This window comes from Agrobacterium rosae (assembly GCF_002915175.1).
In the GTDB taxonomy this organism is placed as follows: domain Bacteria; phylum Pseudomonadota; class Alphaproteobacteria; order Rhizobiales; family Rhizobiaceae; genus Agrobacterium; species Agrobacterium rosae.
Map to the genome: position 1 here is coordinate 255,386 of NZ_NXEJ01000006.1, position 22,372 is coordinate 277,757.

At 56.9% G+C, this 22,372-nt stretch carries 20 protein-coding genes and 2 tRNA genes; 11 read left to right on the forward strand and 11 right to left on the reverse strand.

Going from position 1 to position 22,372, the window contains the following annotated elements:
- Positions 1-53: 53 nt before the first annotated feature.
- Positions 54-2,780 carry a pyruvate, phosphate dikinase gene (gene ppdK / locus CPJ18_RS12365; RefSeq protein ID WP_103658606.1) on the forward strand — a complete coding sequence of 909 codons (2,727 nt, stop codon included), beginning with the start codon at positions 54-56 and terminating at the stop codon, positions 2,778-2,780.
- Between the two features lie 4 nt (positions 2,781-2,784).
- Here the strand turns inward: ppdK and CPJ18_RS12370 are convergent, their stop codons facing one another.
- On the reverse strand, positions 2,785-3,054 hold the full coding sequence (locus tag CPJ18_RS12370; RefSeq protein ID WP_067651628.1) for a hypothetical protein: 270 nt from the start codon (positions 3,052-3,054) through the stop codon (positions 2,785-2,787).
- 245 nt (positions 3,055-3,299) lie between these two features.
- Here CPJ18_RS12370 and CPJ18_RS12375 point away from each other — a divergent pair, with 245 nt between their 5' ends.
- A complete protein-coding gene (locus CPJ18_RS12375) occupies positions 3,300-4,220 on the forward strand; it encodes a DUF1499 domain-containing protein (RefSeq protein ID WP_103658608.1) in 921 nt (306 codons plus the stop codon).
- A gap of 6 nt (positions 4,221-4,226) precedes the next feature.
- On the opposite strand, the gene CPJ18_RS12380 is transcribed toward CPJ18_RS12375, so the two are convergent.
- Genes CPJ18_RS12380 through CPJ18_RS12390 form a run of 3 tightly spaced genes read right to left on the reverse strand, consistent with a single transcriptional unit; the run spans position 4,227 to position 5,908 of the window.
- Entirely contained in the window at positions 4,227-4,673 is a 447-nt protein-coding gene (locus tag CPJ18_RS12380; RefSeq protein WP_103658610.1) for a thiol-disulfide oxidoreductase DCC family protein, read from the reverse strand.
- A gap of 11 nt (positions 4,674-4,684) precedes the next feature.
- On the reverse strand, positions 4,685-5,593 hold the full coding sequence (locus tag CPJ18_RS12385; RefSeq protein ID WP_103658612.1) for an MBL fold metallo-hydrolase: 909 nt from the start codon (positions 5,591-5,593) through the stop codon (positions 4,685-4,687).
- Between the two features lie 18 nt (positions 5,594-5,611).
- Positions 5,612-5,908, reverse strand: a complete 297-nt coding sequence (locus CPJ18_RS12390; protein ID WP_103658614.1) for a cupin domain-containing protein — start codon at positions 5,906-5,908, stop codon at positions 5,612-5,614.
- A gap of 173 nt (positions 5,909-6,081) precedes the next feature.
- Between CPJ18_RS12390 and CPJ18_RS12395 the strand changes: the two genes are divergently transcribed.
- A tRNA-Gln gene (locus tag CPJ18_RS12395) sits at positions 6,082-6,156 on the forward strand.
- A gap of 278 nt (positions 6,157-6,434) precedes the next feature.
- Positions 6,435-6,815: a type II toxin-antitoxin system death-on-curing family toxin gene (locus CPJ18_RS12400; protein ID WP_167397887.1), complete on the forward strand. Its 381-nt coding sequence runs from the start codon at positions 6,435-6,437 to the stop codon at positions 6,813-6,815.
- A 108-nt stretch (positions 6,816-6,923) separates the two neighbouring features.
- Here the strand turns inward: CPJ18_RS12400 and mqo are convergent, their stop codons facing one another.
- Both mqo and CPJ18_RS12410 read right to left on the reverse strand, forming a co-directional pair.
- Positions 6,924-8,576 carry a malate dehydrogenase (quinone) gene (gene mqo / locus CPJ18_RS12405; RefSeq protein WP_167397903.1) on the reverse strand — a complete coding sequence of 551 codons (1,653 nt, stop codon included), beginning with the start codon at positions 8,574-8,576 and terminating at the stop codon, positions 6,924-6,926.
- Positions 8,577-9,050: 474 nt separating this feature from the next.
- Complete coding sequence (locus CPJ18_RS12410; protein WP_077103687.1) at positions 9,051-9,461, reverse strand: hypothetical protein; 411 nt, start codon at positions 9,459-9,461, stop codon at positions 9,051-9,053.
- Between the two features lie 241 nt (positions 9,462-9,702).
- On the opposite strand from CPJ18_RS12410, the gene CPJ18_RS12415 reads away from it, so the two are divergent.
- The 3 genes from CPJ18_RS12415 to CPJ18_RS26815 all read left to right on the forward strand — a co-directional run bounded on the left by CPJ18_RS12415 (position 9,703) and on the right by CPJ18_RS26815 (position 11,333).
- A tRNA-Pro gene (locus tag CPJ18_RS12415) sits at positions 9,703-9,779 on the forward strand.
- A gap of 307 nt (positions 9,780-10,086) precedes the next feature.
- Positions 10,087-11,136, forward strand: coding sequence for a LacI family DNA-binding transcriptional regulator (locus CPJ18_RS12420; protein ID WP_103658618.1), 1,050 nt, complete (start codon positions 10,087-10,089; stop codon positions 11,134-11,136).
- A 38-nt stretch (positions 11,137-11,174) separates the two neighbouring features.
- A complete protein-coding gene (locus CPJ18_RS26815) occupies positions 11,175-11,333 on the forward strand; it encodes a hypothetical protein (RefSeq protein WP_153366622.1) in 159 nt (52 codons plus the stop codon).
- A 96-nt stretch (positions 11,334-11,429) separates the two neighbouring features.
- Here CPJ18_RS26815 and CPJ18_RS12425 read toward each other — a convergent pair whose 3' ends face one another.
- The 5 genes from CPJ18_RS12425 to CPJ18_RS12445 form a co-directional block, all read right to left on the reverse strand.
- Positions 11,430-12,812, reverse strand: a complete 1,383-nt coding sequence (locus tag CPJ18_RS12425) for a bifunctional cytidylyltransferase/SDR family oxidoreductase (RefSeq protein ID WP_103658620.1) — start codon at positions 12,810-12,812, stop codon at positions 11,430-11,432.
- A gap of 51 nt (positions 12,813-12,863) precedes the next feature.
- On the reverse strand, positions 12,864-14,381 hold the full coding sequence (locus CPJ18_RS12430; RefSeq protein WP_103658622.1) for a hypothetical protein: 1,518 nt from the start codon (positions 14,379-14,381) through the stop codon (positions 12,864-12,866).
- 224 nt (positions 14,382-14,605) lie between these two features.
- Positions 14,606-16,081 (reverse strand): sulfate adenylyltransferase subunit CysN, encoded by a 1,476-nt coding sequence (gene cysN, locus CPJ18_RS12435; RefSeq protein WP_103658624.1) that lies wholly within the window; start codon positions 16,079-16,081, stop codon positions 14,606-14,608.
- Positions 16,081-17,034 carry a sulfate adenylyltransferase subunit CysD gene (gene cysD / locus CPJ18_RS12440; protein ID WP_045231306.1) on the reverse strand — a complete coding sequence of 318 codons (954 nt, stop codon included), beginning with the start codon at positions 17,032-17,034 and terminating at the stop codon, positions 16,081-16,083. The genes cysN and cysD overlap by 1 nt, the downstream gene beginning before the upstream one ends.
- Before the next feature lie 27 nt (positions 17,035-17,061).
- The gene (locus tag CPJ18_RS12445) at positions 17,062-17,835 is read right to left on the reverse strand and encodes a phosphoadenylyl-sulfate reductase (RefSeq protein ID WP_103658626.1); all 774 of its coding nucleotides are present in this window, start codon (positions 17,833-17,835) and stop codon (positions 17,062-17,064) included.
- Between the two features lie 523 nt (positions 17,836-18,358).
- Between CPJ18_RS12445 and CPJ18_RS12450 the strand changes: the two genes are divergently transcribed.
- The 4 genes from CPJ18_RS12450 to CPJ18_RS12465 all read left to right on the forward strand — a co-directional run bounded on the left by CPJ18_RS12450 (position 18,359) and on the right by CPJ18_RS12465 (position 22,293).
- Positions 18,359-19,384, forward strand: a complete 1,026-nt coding sequence (locus CPJ18_RS12450) for a sulfate ABC transporter substrate-binding protein (protein WP_077103699.1) — start codon at positions 18,359-18,361, stop codon at positions 19,382-19,384.
- Positions 19,385-19,521: 137 nt separating this feature from the next.
- Positions 19,522-20,379, forward strand: coding sequence for a sulfate ABC transporter permease subunit CysT (cysT, locus tag CPJ18_RS12455; RefSeq protein ID WP_077103701.1), 858 nt, complete (start codon positions 19,522-19,524; stop codon positions 20,377-20,379).
- The gene (cysW, locus tag CPJ18_RS12460; RefSeq protein ID WP_103658628.1) at positions 20,372-21,244 is read left to right on the forward strand and encodes a sulfate ABC transporter permease subunit CysW; all 873 of its coding nucleotides are present in this window, start codon (positions 20,372-20,374) and stop codon (positions 21,242-21,244) included. The genes cysT and cysW overlap by 8 nt, the downstream gene beginning before the upstream one ends.
- Positions 21,245-21,255: 11 nt before the next feature.
- Positions 21,256-22,293, forward strand: a complete 1,038-nt coding sequence (locus CPJ18_RS12465; protein ID WP_103659101.1) for a sulfate/molybdate ABC transporter ATP-binding protein — start codon at positions 21,256-21,258, stop codon at positions 22,291-22,293.
- Positions 22,294-22,372: the final 79 nt, after the last annotated feature.

Below are 22,372 nucleotides of genomic sequence, written 5' to 3' on the forward strand. Positions count from 1 at the left end.
ACAATGCTGTAAAGGGTTGAAAAATAATAACGCTTCTGGGTGGAGAGCGTAGAATGAAAAAGTGGGTTTATACCTTCGGCGACGGTGCTGCCGAGGGCCGCGCGAGCGATATCGCCATATTGGGCGGCAAGGGTGCAAACCTTGCCGAAATGGCGAGCCTCGGCCTGCCCGTTCCCCCCGGCCTGACCATTATCAGCGAAGCCTGTGCGCGTTATCATCAAGGTGGTCGCTGCCTGCCCGAAGAGTTGAAATTACAGGTCACCAGCGGCATTTCCGGCATGGAAGCCATCACCGGTCGTACCTTCGGCTCCGGCTCTCAACCCCTTCTCTTGTCAATCCGCTCCGGCGCGCGCGCCTCGATGCCTGGCATGATGGACACGGTTCTCAACCTCGGTCTCAATGACGAGACGGTGCAGGCGCTGGCCGATAATTCCGGCGATGCCCGTTTCGCATGGGATAGCTACCGCCGTTTCATCCAGATGTATGCCGATGTGGTCATGGGGCTGGATCACGAAATCTTCGAGGAGATTCTCGAAGACGAGAAAGGTCGTCTCGGCCACGAATATGATACGGAGCTTTCCGCGCCTGAGTGGCAGCATATCGTCTCGCTCTACAAAAGCCTGATCGAAGACGAACTTGGCGATCCCTTTCCGCAGGATATGCAGGTGCAGTTGTGGGGTGCCATCGGTGCCGTCTTTGCCAGCTGGATGAACACCCGTGCCGTCACCTACCGCCATCTGCACAATATTCCCGGCGATTGGGGCACGGCGGTCAATGTTCAGGCCATGGTGTTTGGAAATCTCGGCTCGTCCTCGGCCACCGGCGTTGCCTTTACCCGCAATCCATCCACGGGCGAAAAAGAGCTTTACGGCGAGTTCCTCGTCAACGCCCAGGGTGAGGATGTCGTGGCGGGCATTCGCACGCCGCAATCCATCACCGAAGAGGCGCGCATTACCTCCGGCTCAGACAAGCCGTCCATGGAAAAGCTGATGCCGGAGGCATTCGCAGAATTCATCAGCATTTGCGGACGGCTGGAAAGCCATTATCGCGACATGCAGGATATGGAATTCACCATCGAGCGCGGCAAGTTGTGGATGTTGCAGACCCGCTCCGGCAAACGCACCACCAAGGCGGCGATGAAGATCGCTGTCGATCTGGTGGAGGAGGGGCTGATCACCACCGATGAGGCGATCTGCCGTATCGAGCCTTCCTCGCTCGACCAGTTGCTGCACCCCACCATTGATCCATCCATAGAGCGCCCCATCATTGGTTCCGGCCTCCCGGCCTCACCGGGGGCGGCATCCGGTGAGATCGTCTTCACCTCCGAAGAAGCCGTTTCAGCTGCCGCCGAAGGCCGCCCCGTCATCCTCGTGCGCATGGAGACGAGCCCGGAAGACATTCACGGCATGCACGCCGCCGAGGGCATTCTGACCACCCGCGGCGGCATGACCAGCCACGCGGCCGTCGTGGCGCGCGGCATGGGCATCCCCTGCGTTTCCGGCGCTGGCTCCATGCGGGTGGATGTGCGCAACAACGTGCTGATCGGCGTTGGCTGCGTGTTGAAGAGGGGCGATGTCATCACCATCGACGGCTCATCCGGGCGCGTGATGAGGGGCGAGATACCGATGACCCAGCCCGCTTTGTCCGGCGATTTCGGTAAGCTCATGGAATGGGCCGATAGTACACGGCGCATGAAGGTGCGAACCAACGCCGATACGCCGGCGGATGCGCGTGCCGCCCGTGCCTTTGGTGCGGAAGGCATTGGGCTGTGCCGTACCGAACACATGTTTTTCGAGGGTGACCGCATTCAGGTGATGCGCGAGATGATCCTTGCTGAACATGAAGCGGGCAGGCGCGTCGCGCTCGATCAACTGTTACCGATGCAGCGGCAGGATTTCACCGAACTGTTTTCCATCATGCACGGCCTGCCGGTGACGATCCGTCTACTGGACCCGCCCTTGCACGAATTCCTGCCGAAGACGGATGGCGAGATCGTAGAGGTGGCGGCGGCCATGGGCATGTCGCAAACGCTGTTTCGCCAGCGGCTGGATGCACTGCATGAGTTCAACCCGATGCTTGGCCACCGCGGTTGCCGTCTGGCAATTTCCTATCCTGAAATCGCTGAAATGCAGGCCCGTGCGATTTTCGAAGCCGCTGTCGAAGCCGCACGCCAAACAGGCGCACCCGTGGTGCCTGAGATCATGGTGCCGTTGGTCGGCCTGCGCTCGGAGCTGGATTATGTCCGCGCCGTCATCGACCGGGTGGCAGCAGCCGTGGCGCAGGAAACCGGTATGACGCTAGAATATCTGACGGGCACGATGATCGAGCTGCCGCGCGCGGCACTTCGCGCCCATGTCATTGCCGAGGCCGCAGAATTCTTCTCCTTCGGCACCAACGACCTGACGCAGACGACATTCGGCATATCGCGTGATGATGCCGCCCGCTTCATCGAAACCTATCAGCGCAAGGGCATCATCGAGCGCGACCCGTTCATCTCGCTCGATTTCGACGGCGTAGGCGAGTTGATCCGCATAGCGGCCGATCGTGGCCGTCAGACGCGCCCGGAACTCAAGCTCGGCATCTGCGGCGAACATGGCGGCGACCCGGCCTCCATCCATTTCTGCGAGGATGCGGGTCTGGATTACGTTTCCTGCTCGCCGTTCCGCGTGCCGATTGCGCGGCTGTCTGCGGCGCAGGCCACGCTCGCCATGGCGGAAAAACGGGAAACCGATACCGCCTCGAAGGTCGTACCACTGAGGGCCATTCCGGCGAAGGTGTGAAGCTCTAGCGGTTCTGTACGATGATGCGGCGTTCCACCACGACCGGGCGATAGAACATGTCGCGGCTGGATTGCGCCTGCCATGCACGGGCATCGGCCCGGCGATCCAGGTCCAAATCCAGCAGGCATCCGGCCATCTGGTCGGTGTTGGGGCGGAAGCCATAACCACGGCAGGTGGTCTCATCACGCGCTCGTCGTTCCTCCGGGCTCAATGTCTGGCAGGATGAAAGCGCCAGCATTGTCGCAACTGCGCCAAGAACGATGGAAACACGCATGATGTTAACTCCCTGTAGTGCCAGCTCACGCTGATCTTGCTGCCTGCTGATTACGCTGGTTTCGCCGCATGGAAAAGCCCGTCATGCGTCAAAGGTTGCAAGTGCTGCGCAGCCTATTTCGCGCGAACAGATTCCATTCGACGTCGAAACCCATTATGACACGGTAGATGAGCGATTCCCGCGAGTCCTGACCCTATCTGCGGAATGTCTTCGTTGCAAAAACTACAGCATCCGGGTGCCGCTTCATGACTGTGCGTTTCGTTCGGCCCGTGTCCCATGCGGCCTATCTTTCCCGATATCTCGGCTTTGCTGCGCTGGCACTCTTCCTCATCGCAGCGCCGTTGCACCGTTTCGGTCCGTTGACGACGCCCGATTTCGTTTCGCTGACGCTGATCTCCGCAGCCATTGCAACGGTTGCCCTTCTGCTGGCCATCATCGGCTTGCAGCGGCTATGGTCGGTGGGCGCAAAAGGCGGGCTATGGTCGCTTTCCGCGCTGCTGCTCTGCGCCATACCGCTTGGAACGATTGCATTCGGCACGTTTCTATATTGGCAAAAACCGCAGCTCTATGACGTTTCCACCGATATCGTCGATGCACCAAACTGGCTGTCCATTCCCACCGCCAATCAGCAATGGCTGCCGCGCCCGGCTATCGTTTCCAAAGCAGACCGCGATGTGCAGGCTGCGGCCTATCCAAGCCTTGCCGGCCATCGCTACGAAGGCGCGATCGACCGTGTTTATACCGCTGCTCGCAAGGTCGCCAAGGCACAGCGCATCCGCATCGCCCACACGCAAGGCCTGATAGGCTCGCTGCCGGACGTGCAGCCCGGCATGCCGCGTCAGGACCAGACCGAAGGCGCAACGGACACGCCGATCGAGGAGCTTCCCACCAATGTGCCCGTGCCACTGGCACGACCAGCGGACGCCCCCGCACCGACCTTCTTCGATGGCAGCGGCGTGGTGATGCTGCAGGGCGAGACGCGCACGTTGATCTGGGGCCTGCGTTTCGACGTCATCATCCGCCTGCGCGAAGACACGGAGACCACCTTGGTCGACGTCCGCGTCGCCTCTCGCTTCGGCCCGAATGACCTGGGTATGGGAGCCGAAATCGCAGAAGCCTATCTCGATGCGCTGGATGCTGAAATGCAGGGTCTCAACGACAATTGATGACCATCAAATGAAGCGTTCGCGTTCCTCGGCAGTCGGCATCCGGCAGGCCTGACGCCGTCCCGCAATCATCATGCGGTTGCGCGCAACAAGATCGTAGACATGGTCTCGAAGACGATGCGGCACGCCCCGCAACATCGCCGCAATGCTGATGGTGCCGCCCAGAAGTTTGAGCACGCGCAACACGCCATCGGAGCGAGGGTAGGCGATGCCGTGTTCGATCAGGAGACTGGTTTCGTAATTATCCGTTCTATAGCCGTAATGTCGCATCAACGCTGTGCCTAGTTCAGATTGGGCAGGCGTGAAGCGAAACAATTTTTTCGTGTCATGACGCAAGACGAAGTCGATATCGCGAGAGCAAAAGCCGCATTCACCATCAAAAACGATGAGCGGCTTGTCATCGGGAAAGTTTGGAACGGATGGATCTTCGCGATAGCTATAGGCTGCGGTCATAAAGTTTGCCTTTAGACAGGGTGGTATATTCCACCAAGGAATGGCGGGCCATCAGTCTGCACTTCGCCTTTCTCGATCAGGTCTTCGATATGGGCGAGAACGGATAGAGCGGCGGCTCCGTGCAGACGCGGGTCGGTACTGCGGTAGATGACTTTCACCATATCAGCTATGGTTCGGTCTCCGGCCTTGATGCGGGCCAGCACCGCTTTTTCCCGCATGCGCCGGTGGGCGCGAAGCCCGCGCATGAAGGCGGTCGGGTCGTTCACCGGTCCGCCATGGCCGGGCAGAAACAATCGGTCTTCACGGCGCAGAAGTTTTGCAAGCGAGCCCATGTAATCGCTCATCGAACCATCCGGCGGCGCAACGATTGTCGTCGCCCAGGCCATCACATGGTCGGCGGAAAACACGATGCCGGTATTATCGAGCGCAAAGGCTGAATGGTTTGCAGTGTGGCCGGGCGTGTGCAGGGCGGTTAGCGTCCATCCGTCGCCGGAAACGCTTTTTCCATCACCCAGTGCGATATCAGGCACGAACTCCGTATCGGAGCTTTCCGCGAAGGGGTTACGCTCACCTTCATGCAAAGGTCGTGCGGCGCGATGCGGCCCTTCGGCAACGGTCATCGCACCGGTTGCCAGCTTCAACCGTTCAGCCAGCGGTGAGTGGTCACGATGCGTGTGGCTGACGAAGATGTGCGTCACCTCCCGCCCGGCGAGCGCTGCCGTCAATGCCTGAAAATGCGCTTCGTCGTCTGGACCGGGATCTATGACGGCGACGGATGTGTCGCCGACAATATAGCTGTTGGTGCCGTGAAAGGTGAAAGCGGATGGATTGTTGACCGTCAGGCGCTGCACGCCATCCGCCACAGGCACGGCGGTGCCATAGGCGGGGTCGAAATCACGGTTGAATTCCGGGTCTGCCATAGGCTCGGTCAATGTCCCTTACTTGTATTCGATCTCAATGAAAGACATTGGCTCGTCGCCGGCATTGATGACATTGTGCGAAACACCGGCCTCACGACGGTAAGGTATGCCCCGCGCCGAATCCACCCGACGGCTGCCAGTCTCGTCTTCGATCAGGAAATGACAATCCGTCATCGGCACCACGACATAGCCCAGCCCATGCGTGTGGTGGCCGGTATCGGCACCCGGCTCGAAATCCCAACGAATGATCCGCACCACGGCATCATCCAGCAATGTCGTGGGTATGGCAGGGGGACGGGCACTATATTTGCTCATGAACACCTTCACCGGAAAAGGCCTGAAAATTCGGCTGTTTTCTGACCTAACATGAAGCATTGGCTGGACACACAATAAATATTGCCGATCCAGCAACTTAATCATTGCCGCTGCCGTCTCGCTTTGCTAATCAGGCGCCGTTCAGGCAGTGGCGTTTCGCCAATCTGCCCTGTTGGGGCGTCGCCAAGCGGTAAGGCACCGGTTTTTGGTACCGGCATTCCCAGGTTCGAATCCTGGCGCCCCAGCCATTGTCGAAACAGGTCCATCCTGCGGCAAACCGCGAGAGCCAAATCAACCTTTTGTTGATTTTTGTCGGCGAAATGATTAGGTTAAACGCATGTTAAACCCAATCCATCGCGGGGAGTTTCGATTATGACTACAAAATCAGCCGCTCCTAAGCCGGTAGATAAGCCCAGCTACGAGCCACGCCCGCAAAAGGGGCCGGTGGATTACGAAGCGTTAGGCCAGTTGGCAATCAAGCGTTTCCCTAAGACTTTGGCCGAACTTGCTAAGTGAGCCCAATTGGTTGCCCGCTGAAGCAATCATCAAGTTCAATAGACAGCAAGTCGCGTTAACTGACGAAAATCATGCGCTCCTGTTTCCCGAGAAGCTTGATGGCGCTATCGTGCGCCCTCAAAACAGCTTCTATTACGACGGAAATTCAGATGCCGTTTCTCTGTCAGTAAATCTTATGCTTTCAGTTGCAAGCGCTCATGCGTTTGAGCAGGGCAATAAACGAACAGGCTTCGTTTCAGGATACGCGTTTCTCTTATCAAACGGCTATGATATTCACGCTGATCTACTGGACAGCGCGTATTTGGGTCAGGCTTTCACGGATTTAATCAAGCGTGTCCGTAGCGCTTCGGAATTCGAAGCCATTCTCAAAGCCAACGTTTTCGCTGTGTAAAACCGAGCACTTCGTTTAATTGATTTATACATAAGAAAGGCACGCCCGAAGACGTGCCTTTGTATTCGAATATTTTTGACAGGCGATGATGCCTGTCAAAATCGATTATTATAGCGCCATGTCCGGGCGCTTCACGGCGGGTTCGCTGGTTGTTGCGCCCGACGCTGCGTTGATCGCTGCCATATCGATCTGCGGCGGCGTTGGCAGTTGCAGATGTTCGCTTGTGTAAGCCCATTCCTGCATGACCTTTTCCGGGTCAGCATTCAACTTCGTGCCATAGCTCGGAACGATTTCGCGAATCTTGGCTTGCCATTCCGGGCTGGCGACCTTGTCCTTGAAGACCTTCTCGAGCACGTTGAGCATGATCGGTGCTGCCGTGGACGCGCCTGGGGATGCGCCGAGCAGAGCGGCGATGCTGCCGTCCTTGGCGCTGACGATTTCGGTGCCGAGCTTCAGCACGCCGCCCTTGTCCTTGTCGCGCTTGATGATCTGTACGCGCTGTCCTGCCTGCCACAGACGCCATTCGCTCTGCTTGGCACCGGGGAAATATTCCTGAAGTGCTGCAAAACGGTCGTCGTCGGACAGCATCAGCTGACCAGCCAGATATTCCACCAGCGGATATTCATCTATGCCGACGCTCATCATCGGCCATGCGTTGCTCAAAGTGGTCGATGTCAGCAGGTCGAAATAGGAGCCTTCCTTGAGGAACTTGGTGGAGAAGGTCGCAAAGGGTCCAAACAGCACCACACGCTTGCCGCCGATGACGCGCGTGTCCAGATGCGGGACGGACATGGGTGGCGAACCGACGGATGCCTTGCCGTAAGCCTTGGCCAGATGCAGCATGGTGACATCGGGGTTTTCGTTGACGAGGAAGGAGCCGCCTACCGGGAAGCCCGCATAATCGTCACCTTCGGGAATGCCGGACATCTGCAGCAGGTGGATGGCACCGCCGCCAGCGCCCACGAAGACGAATTTCGCATCGACGGTGCGCTCGGAATCGTCTTTGAGGTTGCTGTAGGTCACGCGCCATGTGCCATCGGTGTTACGCTCGATGGCGGTGACTTCGCTGGAAACCTGAAGGTTGAAGTTCTGTTGCGTCTTCAAATGCGCAACGAACTGGCGGGTGATTTCACCGAACTCCATGTCGGTGCCGAGCGGAGACCATGTCGCGCCGATTTTCTGGCCAGGGTCGCGGCCCTCCATCATCAGCGGAACCCATTTCTTGATCTGCTCCGGGTCGCTGGAATATTGCATGCCGGCAAAAAGCGGGCTCGCCTTCAGCGCCTCGTAGCGCTTTTCCAGATAGGAGATGTTCTCATCGCCCCAGACAAAGCTCATATGCGGCGTGTGGTTGATGAAGGAGCGCGGGTTCTTTAGAACGCCGTTGCGCACCTGCCATGCCCAAAACTGGCGCGAAATCTGGAACGCTTCGTTGATTTCAACGGCCTTGGAAATGTCGATACCGCCATTGGCGGTTTCCGGTGTGTAGTTCAATTCCGCAAGGGCGGAGTGGCCGGTACCGGCATTGTTCCAGCCGTTGGAGCTTTCCAGTGCCACGGCATCCAGACGCTCGAGCATCTCGATGGACCATGTCGGCTCCAGCTCATGCAGCCAGACGCCAAGCGTGGCACTCATGATACCGCCACCAATCAGCAGCACATCGACCTGTTTATCGGCAGATTGCGCCAATGCAGGCGCGCCCGGCAAGGCCGCAGCGGCGAGACCGGCAAACGCCGTGCCCAGCACCTGGCGACGGTTCATGGTAAAGTTGTCGTGCGAAAATCCGTCGGTCAGGCCATTGCCCTTATCGTTTTTAATCACGTCTTTTCCTAAACTGATGATGGTTTTAAATTTGTGCGGCGCAATAACGCAAACCAACCTGTAAGACAACGCCGTCAAAATATGACTAACGAGGCAGCGTGAGAATTTGGGGTGACTACAGCACTAAGTCGATCCGCCAAAATTCCGCCTCAGAAAAAACACCGACTGCGACATTTTGCCTTAGTTTTCCGCACCATAGGGCGGGGCCCGCGTTCCAGACATAGGCTGGATCAAGATGCGCGCTAGTGGCTTTAAATCGTTTAGATTGCGCGTTATGCGCCATTTGCATAACAGCCGTGCAAGCCGGGATTGAGCTATGCATTGCTGCGAAAAGCGATGCCGAGTGAGCTCTGCTCAGTAAAAAGCCCGCCGGAAAAATCCGACGGGCTTTTTGGGAAGTGAGGATATCAGGACTTATTCGCCGCCAAGAAACTCGGCGCAATAGCTCGGTCCGTTCACGCCGGGGCGGTCCGACACGGTGCGGATGGAGCGGATCGTATAGTCGCTGCCAACAACCAACTGCACGGTGCAGGAGAGATAGACCTTGCGGGCAGACGACGTCTGGCGACCGCGCTTGCCGTCCTTGGCCTCGTCAAACTTCGCAGGGATAGTGGTGGTCTTGTAACCGCCGCGCCAGTTGTAGGTCGTCGTGTTGCCGGAATCGACATCGCTCAACGGTGGGCCATATTTGGCAAAGAACACGCCAGCCGACTGACCAACCCAGCGGGTTTCCACGGCGCTTTTAGGAGCAAGCGAAGGGGTTGTGGTGGTGCAAGCGGAAAGGGCAATCGCCAGCCCTGCCAATGTTACACTGCGAAATCGCATGTCGAGATATCCTTGTTGTGCCGTTTCCGGTGTTTTCGCGGGAGATGATGTTCCCCTAGCAGATTTATGGGCAAACGGCAGTGGCGGCAGACGTCACAATGAATATTTTTTGCCACAATTGCTTTTTTGTAACGATTGCGGTGTCGCAAACCAACATCGAGCCGCTGTGAACGGGGGCATAAAATTTTGTAAGCCCGCTTGTCGAAGAAAATGTGCCGTTTTATACCGGCGCTGTTGGTCACGGAGTGTAGCGCAGTCTGGTAGCGCACGTCGTTCGGGACGACGGGGTCGGAGGTTCGAATCCTCTCACTCCGACCATTTGCAACACCAGTGTTGCAGGGCTTCTGGATCTATTGCCCGTTAAAGTAACTCCGTTCTCCGAAAGCAGGATTGTGCACATCGTCACAATGTGTTCCGCTATCATGGGTCACAACTTGCGCGACTATTTTTGGGCTAGAAGCAAATTCCGTCGCTTTTAACGTGAAAGTCCGGGGCCGTGTCGCGGATGGAATATGGTGTATTAGTAAAATTGATATTATGCTTTTCTTCGTCTTGCTTATGAAAAACGTCCAGCTGTAACGTTTCAGTTTATTCTTCAGCTTCGCCTGACAGATAAGGTAAATGGATGCCGCACTCTCGTAGACGAAAAGCGAACGTAAAAGTCACATTGCAGGATGTTGCAAAGGAGATAGGTGTCAGCGCGATTACGGTTTCGCGCGCGTTGCGTGAGCCGGACAAGGTTTCGGAGGCCCTGCGGGGGCATATTCTCAGCGTCGTGGACAAAATGGGGTACGTTCCTGATTTCAACGCCAGAGCCTTGGCCAGTGGGACCAGCACATTCATCGGCGTTCTGTTGCCATCCCTGTCCCATCCCGCCATCAGCGCGATTCTGAACGGCATAGAAGCGCGGATAAGGGGCACCGATTACCGAATTCAATATGCCAATACCCATTATGACGCCGAGGAGGAGGTTAGGCAGTTGCGATCTTTCGCAGCACATAGCCCGGCGGGTGTCATCGTTGCGGGTACGGATCGACTTGAAAATCTGGACGCCATCGTCAACGAGGCCGGTTGCCCGGTTGTCCAGACCATAGATATTTCACTGAAAATCAACGGCGTTGCTCTCGGCATCAACCATAAACAGGCCGCCATGGTCGCCACCCGACATATGCTGTCCCAGGGGTATCGTCGAATTGCCATGCTTGGCTGCGGCAACGACATTAGAGTTCGATTACGGCAGGCGGGCTATTGTGAGGTCATGCAGCAGGCGGGCTTGTTCGATGAGAGCCTGATCATCTGGCAGGATGCTCCACCCAGTATTCACCTCGGCTCTCGTTTGATCCGTCGCTTCCTCGAGGAAAGGCCTGACGTGGATGCCGTGATTTGCCACAGCGACGACTTGGCTCTCGGTGTCATTTTCGAGTGTCAGCGCTTGGGTATTCGTGTGCCGGAAGAATTCGGAATCTGCGGCTTCAATGATTTGGAATATGCTGCTACGACCGAGCCGCCGCTGACCACCATTCGCGTCCCGCGCTTCGATATAGGCTATACCGCTGCAGATATCGTCATCACCTTAGGGCAGGGCGGAAGCATAGGTGAGCGGACTTTGGATTTGGGTTTCGAATTGGTCGAGCGCCAAACCACCCGCCGCTCCAAGGCCGTCGCCTCCGCGTAGATCATTGTCGGGAGAACGGGCTGCCGTCGTGGCCCGCAATGGCAGGCGAACAATATTTTCCTCAAGGAACCTTTGCCCACGAGCATGCGTTAGGTCAACAAGGTGAAAAGGAGAAAAATATGCTAAAAGCTATGGTTTTGTGGGCAATGGGTGTGCCTCTGGTCGTCGTGGTTCTGATCTGGATGTTCTTCTTCTGATCATGAACTTGACGTGAGAATATAACCGAAAAAGCGCTGGTCTTAGACCGGCGCTTTTTGTTAGTTCTCTTACGTTCAGGCCTATCACGAGGTATTTTAGTTCAAACCACCCGGAGTTGGTGGTCTGCGAACATCGATGATCAATCCCGTCGAATTGGCGGAGATTGCCGTTAAGGTGGTGCGAGCTACTTCCTCCGGGTCGAGAAGTGTCAGAGGGTCTTCAATCCCAAAATTTGCGGTTCGCATTGGCGTCTTCGTGCGTTCTGGATTGATGCAATGAACGCGGATGCCGTCATTGTGCCATTCCTCGGCAAGCGCCTGAGTCAGGTTCACAATCGCAGACTTTGTGGACGAATAGATTGCGTAATACGCGCGACCTCGCGTGTAAGAGCTTGATGTGAAATTGATGAGGGCTCCGCGTGATCTCATCAGATGGTCGCGAGCGGCATAGGCGACGTTGATGGCACCGTAATAGTTGATCGCAACCATCTCGTTGATTTGCTGATGGGTCATCTGCGAGAGCGGACGCTTGATCAATATACCAGCGGTATTGACGATAGCGTCGATGGGGCGATCGGACGCGACTTTCGCAAGGAAACCATTGACGGAATTGAAATCTGCGACATCGACACTGTTGGACGAGCGGCTGGCGACAATCGCTTCGGCACCGTTGACGAGCGCCATCTCCCGAATCGACTTCCCGATGCCACTGCTGCCGCCAAACAGAACAATTCTCTTTCCGGCCAGTGATCTGAGATCAGCCTCATTCGTCAAGGCGCTGGTGCGGGATTGCATGAGTTTTTCAGCGAGAAAAAGATCTGTCGGGGTGGTGACCTTAATGTTGGTATCTGCACCATGAACCGTGGCGACGGGAAGGTGAGGGAGCATTCCACGCACGACACCACAATCGCACGTAAAATCTTTCAGTCCGCCGGCGATTGCTTTTTCATATGCCTGCTTCAGGACGCCAAGCGTGAAGGCTTGAGGCGTCTGCCCTCGGCGCATCGTGCTTCTTGGCGGGATACTGGAGATGCAGCCGTTGTCGTGGACTGAAACGATTGTGTCTGAAGAGGGAATCACCACGTCGACAGCCGGAAATACGTCCAGTGCCGTAACGCACCGGTCCAGAATTTCCTCGGTAACAAAAGGTCGGACAGCGTCGTGCAGCACGACTTTCGTGCCATCGTCAAAATCGCTTAGAGATTTGATTGCGGAGTATGTCGAGTCCATCCGCTCCTGACCGCCGACAATGACTTTCGTGACCTTCGACCAGCCATTCAGATTGACCAGATGCCAGCATTGGTCGACATAGTCCAAGCGTGTGACCACGATAATCTCGTCGATATGCGGGCTTTTTTCAAAGACGTCGATCGTATGCTCGATGATCATACGACCTGCCAACTTCAAGAACTGTTTGGGGGTGGCTGCGCCAAAGCGCGCGCCAACGCCGCCACCCAAGATAACACCAACAGTCTTCATTTATGGCTCCGCTTGATTATGTTTGTCGTATCGTGTCGAGAGTTTTGACGCCTAGTTTAAACCGTCCCTGATGCCTTCGGCGATCGTGTCGAGAATGACGGCAGAGGCTTGTCCGCGATGAGGGATGATGCTGTCGAACAGCGCTTTTCGCTCGGCTTCAAACCCCCACGCCTTGCCATTCTTGTATTCGAGAACGGCATGCTGAAGCTGATCGAACGTGGTAACGCGTCTGGAGGCGGCTTCTGCCAATTTTCCCAAGTCGTTGAATTCCACGTGGTTCTGTGAGTCAAAAAAGACCAAGGGCTTATTGAAAAGCGGGTATTCCGCGAGGAAGGATAGCCCATCCGATATCATCAGGTCCGATGCGGCAAAAAGCGGGCCATACTGCTCCTCTGAAAACGTGCAGTTCGGCATATTATTCCAGGCGTTGCGAAACATCGTCCGTGCCTCGGGGTTGAGGACGCTGCCGAAAAGAGCCGGATGAGGTTTTAAGACAAAATCGATATCCGGGCTTTGTCTGGCCCAGGACAGCATCTGCTCCCAGATACGGTCGAATACGCCAAAACCCAGGCCTCCTCCTTTACCAAGGGAGTAGTGTGGTGCCCATACGACCTTGAAGTTCTGGCGATCCTGATGGGAAATCGGCCAGGATGGCGCGTCGATATCACCCAGCAAGCGGTCAAATTTCGGAAAGCCGCTGGTGATGAATTTCTTCGGATCTGAATGTTCGAACGAACGGAAATACTCTTGTATTTTGGGCGTTTCGCAAAAAATCCGCCAAGCCGCGCGGTGAAAGGGCTGGTCGAAGCCGAGCGCTGAAACGTCGGTCACGACAGCATCGCCCAGCGAGGCTGCGAGACTGAGCGCATAGGGAACATAGCAAAGGCGACTGAAGGTCAGTTCCTGCGTCCGAAATGCAGGCTGCACACCCATATCCCACTGCTGCTGGCGGAATATGACGGCTGGCTTCAACGCTTTGAGAATATCCAGTGCCGCATAGGAATCGTCCATATTGAAGCGAAGATGGGGAATTCCCTTCTCCGAAAAAGCACTGCTGACCTTGTCCTCACCCTCGAAAACCCCGCGCCCCAGAATTCCAACATGGATGGAGATGATGATCGGGTCAAACCTGTCATCCGCTACCATGGCGTCATAGACGTCAGAAAGCGCATCCCACATGGGTATGGACTGGATGAGGAAGACGGTGCGGATTGGAAAAACCCCGCTTGTCTGTTCGCGCAGGGTCATGTTCGCGGTTTGCTTTAGGGAAGCGATATCAATCGTCTTTTGCCTGCTGTCATGCACGATGGCGAGACCAATTTTCGACAGGTCACTGCGAAGACCACCGTCTGCCGTCGTCGTGACGGCGTTGGACAACTCGTCTACTTTGCTGTCCAAATCCAGTTGGGCATTCTGCATATGCTGCAGCAGCTTGACCACTTCGATTTGAATTTCGCCATTCATTTCGTTGTTTTGTATCAAGGCATCCAGCCTCGAGCCAACGTCTTCGATTTTTGAGGCGAGAGCATCAAGCCGGTCAGTCAATTGAAGAGAGATTGAAGCGTCCATATAGCCCGTTCCGAGTTTTACTGTGAATTCCGTGAGCGGCGTTGGCGCGCAAACGGATTTGGACAGTGAATATACTAGTGACGGAAGTACCTGACTGAACTGTAGTGGGGCTTGCGTGGCAGCGGTCATCGATGAGATCGGAATGCGCAGCGACGGCGAACATCTCAAAACGCAGAAAGGCACCGGTGTTGACCGGTGCCTTTCATATTTACGGAGCCAGCGTTTTAATCCAGTTCGTCCAGCAATCTGGAGGCCGTTGCAGCACTGGTGCGACGGACTTCGATCTCGTCTCGTCGGCTGGAAAGCTGCTCGCCGGCCAGCAGCGCTTCGGCCAGATCGGCTGGAAGCGAGATGATGACGCGTTCGCCCTGGGAAATCTTGCCCGTGTCGGCGCGTTTGCCGATGATCATGCCACCCGCGACGGTGTTGTTGGTATCGGGGTCGATCAGGATGAAGGAGCCGGTGGAACGGTTCTGTTCGTAAGGGTCGAAGATGGCGGTTTCGTCAAAGGCAAGGCGAACCTTGCCGATGGCGTTCATGGCGAGCGTGTCGGTATGGGCTGCCCACTGACCGTTCTTCAGGTCGAGATGCGTCACTGGCTGAACCGTAACGCGCTGGCGGCGGCTGCCGCTTTTCAGCCAGTAGCGCTTGCCGGGCTCGATGCCGCCGGGCTGAAGCGCCACGATCTGCGCATCGAAGGCATGACCGGTCTGCGGTTGCGCTTCGATGGATACGATCATATCGCCACGCGACACATCTACCTGACGGTCGAGAACCAGCGTGATGGCATCGCCGGAGACCGCTGCGTTGCGTACCAGATCGAAGGTGACGATCTGCTTGACGTTGGCCACCATGCCGGATGGCAGAATGACAACGGAGTCGCCGGGTTTCACAGCGCCACCGGCAACCGTGCCCTGATAACCGCGGAAGCTTTCGCCGGGGCGTGATACGCGCTGTACGGGCAGACGGAAGCCACCGGTCTGCGTGGACCGCGCTGTGGCCAGCTCCAGCGTTTCCGCAAGCGTCGGCCCTTCATACCACGGCATGGAGGGCTTTCCGGAGAGAACGACGTTCTCGCCTTTCAACGCCGACATGGGAATGGCGGTGATCTGCTTGATGCCGAGCGACAGCGCAAATTCGCGGAAGTCGTGGGCAATCAGCTCGAAACCGGCCTTGTCGTAGTTGGTCAGGTCGATCTTGTTGACGGCCAGCACGAACTGACGAATGCCCATTAGCGCGGCAATCGTTGCGTGGCGGCGGGTCTGTTCGAGGATGCCGGTGCGGGCATCGACCAGCAGTACGGCCAGATCGGCGGTCGATGCGCCGGTGGCCATGTTGCGGGTATACTGCTCATGGCCGGGTGTGTCGGCAACGATGAAGGCGCGCTTGTCGGTGGCGAAATAGCGATAGGCGACATCGATGGTGATGCCCTGTTCGCGCTCAGCCTGCAAACCGTCCAGCAGCAACGCAAAATCGGGCAGGCCGAGATCGTTCTGCTTACCGCTGTCGCGGTGCAGCGTGGCGGCCTGATCTTCCTTCACCGCCTTGGTGTCCCAAAGCAGGCGGCCGATCAGAGTGGACTTACCGTCATCGACACTGCCGCAGGTAATCAGACGCAAGGGTCGCGTATCTCTCACGGCTTTTGCAGGCTCCACAAACGGCAGGATGGTGGCGGATTGAGCTGTGGTGTTCTGGGTCATCAGAAATAGCCCTCGCGCTTTTTCTTTTCCATGGAGCCGGACTGGTCGCGGTCGATCGCACGGCCCTGACGTTCCGAAACGGTGGCGATCTCAAGCTCGGAAATCACCTCATCCAGCGTCGTCGCCTCGGAGTTGATCGCACCCGTCAGCGGGAAGCAGCCCAGCGTGCGGAAACGGATCATGCCGTGCTGGATTTCTTCGCCGGGCAGCAATTCCAGCCGCTCGTCTTCAGCTAGGATCATCATCCCGTCGCGTTCGACATAAGGGCGCTCAGCGGCGTAATAGAGCGGCACGAGCGGAATATTTTCGGCTTGAATGTAGCGCCAGATATCGACCTCGGTCCAGTTGGACAGCGGGAAGGCGCGCACGCTTTCGCCCTGACGAACCATGCCGTTATAGATGTTCCACAGTTCCGGGCGCTGGTTGCGCGGATCCCATTTATGATCAGGCGTGCGGAAGGAATAGATACGCTCCTTGGCGCGGCTGGCTTCCTCGTCGCGGCGCGCACCGCCAAAGGCAGCGTCGAACTTGCCGGCATCCAGTGCCTGACGCAGCGCTTCCGTCTTCATGATGTCGGTATAGAGCGCCGAACCATGTGTGAACGGCGTCACGTTTTCGCTCGCGCCACGTGGGTTGGTGTAGGAGATGAGGTCGAGATCGTATTCCTTGACGATGTTGTCGCGGAACTCGATCATTTCCTTGAACTTCCAGCCCGTATTGACGTGAAGCAGCGGGAAGGGGATGCGACCCGGGAAGAACGCTTTGCGCGCCAAGTGCAGCAGCACGGACGAATCCTTGCCGATGGAATAGAGCATCACTGGATTGTCGAATTCCGCCGCAACTTCGCGGAAAATGTGGATGGCTTCGTTCTCGAGGGCCTTCAGGTGGGGATCGAGCGGCTGCTTTGGTGTGCTGACATTGCTGCCTTCCGTCTCCGGAACTGCATTGGACATTGTAAACTCCGGCAATCTGATAAAAGTCTAGGATTGTTGTGAGGCGGCTGAGATGGATGAGGCTTGAGGGGCCTCGGCCACGTGAAGACCGCATTCGCGCTTCTCGTCATTCTCCCACCACCATCGACCGGCGCGTTCTGTTTCGCCGGCCTTGATGGCACGGGTACACGGCTCGCAACCGATGGATGGATATCCACGGGCGTGGAGAGGATTGACGGGAATGTTTTCCGCTATGACATGCGCGTTGATCACTTCGATATCCCAGTCCGCAAGCGGATTGATCTTGATCAGATTGCGCTCGGCATCATATTCGGCAAAGGGCGTTGTCGCCCTGTTACCCGACTGGCCCCGGCGAAGGCCGGTAACCCAGAAGCTTGCGCCCTCAAGCGCTTTCGCCAAAGGCACCAGCTTACGCACATGGCAGCAAGCGTGCCGGGCTTCGACGCTATCGTAAAAACCGTTGAGGCCGAATTTCGCGGCATAGGCGTCGATATCATCCTGTGCCGGGTAAAAACGCTTGATGGCTATATCGTAGCGCTCTTCAGTTTCGCTGATGAGGTTGACGGTCTCTGTAAACAGCCGTCCGGTCTCCAGGGTGGCAACATCGACTGGCAAACGATGTGTGCCGATGGCCGCCGTAATGACCTGATCCTCGATACCAAGGCTCGTTGTAAAGACCGCTCGTCCACCCAGGCCAGCAATTAAAGCCAAACGACCTGCGAGATCAAGATCAGCAAGCGTGTTGTCTAACGATGTGACATCATGGGCGGAAAGGATATGCGAGGCGGTATTGAGGGTCATTCCAAGGGTTCCGAACTCTACTGCTCGGAATATCGCTGAATTCGGCGTCTTTTGACAGGAATGGCTATGCTTGTGTGGATCGTCAAAGAGCAAATATCTCTCGTGTGCGCACAATATGCGCAAAAGACACCCACAGATGCAGTATTGGCGCATCTCAGCCGCTGCATAAAATCGTTTTGCCGCTAAAAAGCAAGATCAATTTGCGATATATTCGCTAATTTTTGTAGATTTCTACTGCCGGGCGGTGCCGGTGAACGATCCGAATGGTGCCAGTCGCTCAGAAAAACATTCCCATCAGCTAAATTTTTTCCGTATTCGCGGCGGAAATATGGTAAAAATGCGAACTGATTTTGCGTTCACCGCCCGTTTTTCGTGCGTCCTGTTGCGTGTTTTGTTAGACTGGCGGCGTGTTTGTTGCCGTTCAAGCAACCCCAATGGAAACACTTTTGCGATTGGATCGCACCTGATTGACCGGCCGGGCTTTACAAGTAGTGTGAGGCGCAGAGCATCTAGGAGGGTTACGATGTCCAAATTACTATCCAGCCTCAGCGCTGTCGCGCTCGGCTTGTCTGTCACTCTGGGTGCTGTCGGAACGGCCTCGGCAGATACCAAGCTGTTGAACGTCTCTTACGATCCGACCCGCGAACTCTATAAGGACTTCAACGAAGCCTTCGCGAAAAAATGGAAAGCCGACACCGGCGAAGACGTCACCATCCAGCAGTCGCATGGCGGTTCCGGTAAGCAGGCCCGCTCGGTGATCGACGGTCTTGAAGCCGATGTGGTAACACTGGCACTTCAGAGCGATATCGACGCCATCGTCAAGAACAGCGGCAAGATCAACGCCGACTGGCGCACGCGCCTTCCGCACAATTCATCGCCTTACACTTCCACAATCGTGTTCCTCGTTCGCAAGGGCAACCCGAAGGGCATCCACAATTGGGGTGATCTGGTAAAGGGCGATATCCAGATCGTCACGCCAAACCCGAAAACATCGGGCGGCGCGCGCTGGAATTACCTCGCAGCCTGGGCTTGGGCTAACGAGGAATACAAGGGTGATCAGGCCAAGATCAAGGCTTACGTAGGCGAACTCTACAAGCGCGCTCCGGTGCTTGATACGGGTGCCCGCGGTTCGACCGTGACATTTGCACAGCGCCAGATCGGTGACGTGTTGTTGGCCTGGGAAAACGAGGCCTACCTGGCCGGTGAGGAATTCGGCAAGGACGAGTTCGAGATCGTCGTTCCGCCAATCTCCATCCTCGCTGAACCACCGGTCGCCGTCGTTGACAAGAACGTCGATGAGAAGGGCACACGCAAGGCTGCCGAAGCCTACCTGCAATATCTCTATTCTGACGAAGGTCAGAACATTGCAGCCAAGCACTTCTACCGTCCGTCCAATCCTTCTGTCGTCTCCAAGGATTTGCTGAAGCAGCTGCCGGATATCAAGCTCGTCACTATCGACGATCCGCAGTTCGGTGGCTGGGCGAAAGCACAGCCGGAACATTTCGGGGATGGCGGCATTTTCGACCAGATTTACAAGCCCGCCAAGTAAGCGGATGATGTAAAACACCAAACAGGCCGCGCCATCGCGACCTGTTCGGATCGGAGACACGATCGACCGGCCTTGGGGCCGGTCGATGGCGCATAAGAGGGCGGCTGACGATGGCCCCCGTTTTACCCGGAGCCTTGATGAGCAATACCCCATCGCCAACCAAGTGGAAGTGGCGTCAATCCAGTGTCCTGCCGGGCTTCGGTCTGACGCTCGGTTACACCATCACCTACCTGTTTCTGATCATCCTCATTCCGCTCGCCGGCCTCGTCTGGTCTACGGCAAGGCTCGGCCCCGGAGAATTCTTCGCGATTGCCACCGATAGCAGAACGCTCAACGCGTTGCGTATCTCGTTCACCACCGCATTTCTGGCAGCGCTCGTCAACGCCGTCTTCGGCGTCCTCATCGCCTGGGTGCTGGTGCGCTATCGTTTTCCCGGTCGTCGTTTCGTTGATGCCATCGTGGACTTGCCGTTCGCGCTGCCCACAGCCGTTGCCGGTATTGCGCTGACCGCGCTCTATTCCAACCGTGGCTGGGTCGGGCAGATGTTCGAGCCCTTCGGCATCAAGATCGCCTTCACACCGACCGGCATCGTCATCGCTCTCATCTTCATCGGCCTGCCTTTCGTCGTGCGTACGGTGCAGCCGGTCATGGAAGAGATTGATCGTCAGGTGGAAGAGGTGGCCGCAACGCTGGGTGCAAACCGTTTCCAGACCATCACCCGCATTCTGCTGCCGGGCCTCACGCCCGCCATTCTCACGGGCTTTGCGCTGGCCTTCGCGCGTGGGGTAGGGGAATACGGTTCGGTCATCTTCATTGCCGGGAATATTCCCTATGTCTCTGAAATCGCACCACTTCTCATCGTCATCCGGTTGGAAGAGTTCAACTACCCCGCCGCCACCGGCATCGCCACCATCATGCTGATCATTTCCTTCTCCATGCTGTTCGTCATCAATCTCATTCAGGCGTGGAGCCGCAAGAGGTACGGTTATGCCTGATAACGCGCGCACCATCTCATCCAGACCCTTCCGTGATCCGGCCAGCGAAGGCCTGCCCGCAAAGCTGGTGTTGATCGGCCTTGCCTTCCTGTTTCTGGCGCTGTTTCTCGTTCTTCCGCTGGTCGCCGTCTTCGTGGAGGCCTTCCGCAAGGGCGGCGAATATTTCTGGGAATCGATCATCGAGCCCGACGCGCTTTCGGCTATCCGTTTGACGCTTCTCGTCGCCGCCATCTCGGTGCCGCTCAACGTCGTCTTCGGCGTTGCCGCCGCCTGGGCCATCGCGAAATTTGAGTTCAAGGGCAAGGCGTTTCTGATCACGCTGATCGACCTGCCTTTCTCCATCTCGCCGGTCATCTCGGGCCTCGTCTACGTCATCCTGTTTTCGTCCCACAGCGTGCTGGGGCCTTTCCTCAAAAGCTATGGCATCGAAATCCTCTTCGCCGTGCCAGGTATCGTGCTCGCCACCATCTTCGTGACGTTTCCCTTCGTCGCGCGTGAGTTGATCCCGCTGATGCAGGATCAGGGCACGGGTGATGAAGAGGCGGCTATTTCGCTCGGCGCATCCGGCTGGCAGACCTTCTGGTTCGTCACCCTGCCGAACATCAAATGGGGTCTGCTCTATGGCGTGCTGCTGTGCAACGCCCGTGCCATGGGCGAGTTCGGTGCCGTCTCGGTGGTTTCGGGCCATATCCGCGGCGAAACCAACACCATGCCGCTGCATGTAGAGATCCTCTATAACGAGTACAATATCGGTGCGGCCTTTGCCGTGGCGACATTGCTGGCTGGCCTGGCGCTGGTCACGCTTGTTCTCAAAACCATTCTTGAAATACGCTTTGGCGCGGGCAACGCCGCCGGCAAGCATTGAAGGGCATGTCCATGGACGTCAAAGTTTCCAACATTACCAAGCAGTTCGACCGCTTTCCCGCATTGAACAATGTCTCTCTCGATATCCGCTCCGGGGAATTGATCGCACTGCTCGGCCCCTCCGGCTCCGGCAAGACAACGCTTTTGCGTCTCATCGCCGGACTGGAACAGCCCACTCAGGGACAGATATTCTTTGGTGATGAAGATGCCTCCCATCGCTCCGTGCAGGAGCGCAATGTCGGCTTCGTCTTCCAGCACTACGCTCTGTTTCGCCATATGACGGTGGCCGATAATATCGGTTTCGGCTTGAAGGTGCGCCCATCATCGAACCGTCCGTCGAGAGGCGATATCCGCAAGCGCGTCTCCGATCTCTTAGATATGGTCCATCTGTCCGGTCTCGAAAACCGCTATCCCAACCAGCTCTCCGGCGGTCAGCGTCAGCGTGTGGCGCTTGCCCGTGCCGTTGCCATCGAACCCAAAGTTCTGCTACTGGACGAACCTTTCGGTGCTCTGGATGCAAAAGTTCGCAAGGAACTGCGCCGCTGGCTGCGCGAGTTCCACGACCGCACCGGCCACACCACTGTTTTCGTGACCCATGACCAGGAAGAGGCGCTGGAACTGGCCGACCGCGTGGTCGTCATGAGCCAGGGCAAGATCGAACAGGTCGGCACTGCCGACGATGTCTACGATACCCCCAACTCGCCCTTCGTGTTCTCCTTCATCGGAGAATCGTCCAACCTGCCGGTCACCATCCGCGATGGGCACATGCTGTTTCAGGGAGAAAACATCGGCATCCGTGATGCCTGCGAGGGCGACGGCGATCTGTTCTTCCGCCCGGAAGACGTGGTCCTCACCGATGACCGCGATGCGCTCTACGGCAAGGTCACCATCTGCCGCCGTCTTGCGGGAACGCGGATTGCCGAGATCGATATCGCCAACAACGGCCACGCACCTTACCATCTGGAAATCGAAGTGCCACTCGACGCTACCGTCGCCGTCGGCAACGAAGTCCGCTTTCGCCCAACGCGCTGGAAAGTCTTCCGCAAGTAAAGCCCGGAATAGGAAAAGGGCCGCTTGTGGCGGCCCTTCCATGAGTTTGGTCTAGTGTCAGACCTGGAAACGTTTAGCA